At 51.4% G+C, this 449-nt stretch carries 5 tRNA genes; all 5 read right to left on the reverse strand.

What is annotated here, in order from left to right:
• Position 1: 1 nt before the first annotated feature.
• A tRNA-Gly gene (locus AZ46_RS19705) sits at positions 2-73 on the reverse strand.
• A 7-nt stretch (positions 74-80) separates the two neighbouring features.
• Positions 81-161 (reverse strand) — tRNA-Leu (locus tag AZ46_RS19710).
• A gap of 14 nt (positions 162-175) precedes the next feature.
• Positions 176-251, reverse strand: a tRNA-Lys gene (locus tag AZ46_RS19715).
• A 17-nt stretch (positions 252-268) separates the two neighbouring features.
• Positions 269-344, reverse strand: a tRNA-Thr gene (locus AZ46_RS19720).
• A gap of 29 nt (positions 345-373) precedes the next feature.
• Positions 374-449 (reverse strand) — tRNA-Val (locus tag AZ46_RS19725).

Raw genomic sequence — 449 nt, forward strand, 5'->3', positions numbered from 1 at the left:
GAGCGGAAGACGGGATTCGAACCCGCGACCCCCACCTTGGCAAGGTGGTGTTCTACCACTGAACTACTTCCGCAACATCATGCGGGTGAAGGGACTCGAACCCCCACGTCAAAGACACTAGATCCTAAGTCTAGCGCGTCTGCCAATTCCGCCACACCCGCATATTAAGGAAAAATGGTGTGCCATGAAGGACTCGAACCTTCGACCCTCTGATTAAAAGTCAGATGCTCTACCGACTGAGCTAATGGCACATATATAAGAAACCTAGTGGTGCCGGCGAGAGGACTTGAACCCCCAACCTACTGATTACAAGTCAGTTGCTCTACCAATTGAGCTACACCGGCATTTATAAAAAGCATGTCCAAAAATCATATGGTGGAGGATGACGGGCTCGAACCGCCGACCCTCTGCTTGTAAGGCAGATGCTCTCCCAGCTGAGCTAATCCTCC

The sequence above is a fragment of the Metabacillus indicus LMG 22858 genome, from assembly GCF_000708755.2.
GTDB lineage: Bacteria > Bacillota > Bacilli > Bacillales > Bacillaceae > Bacillus_P > Bacillus_P indicus.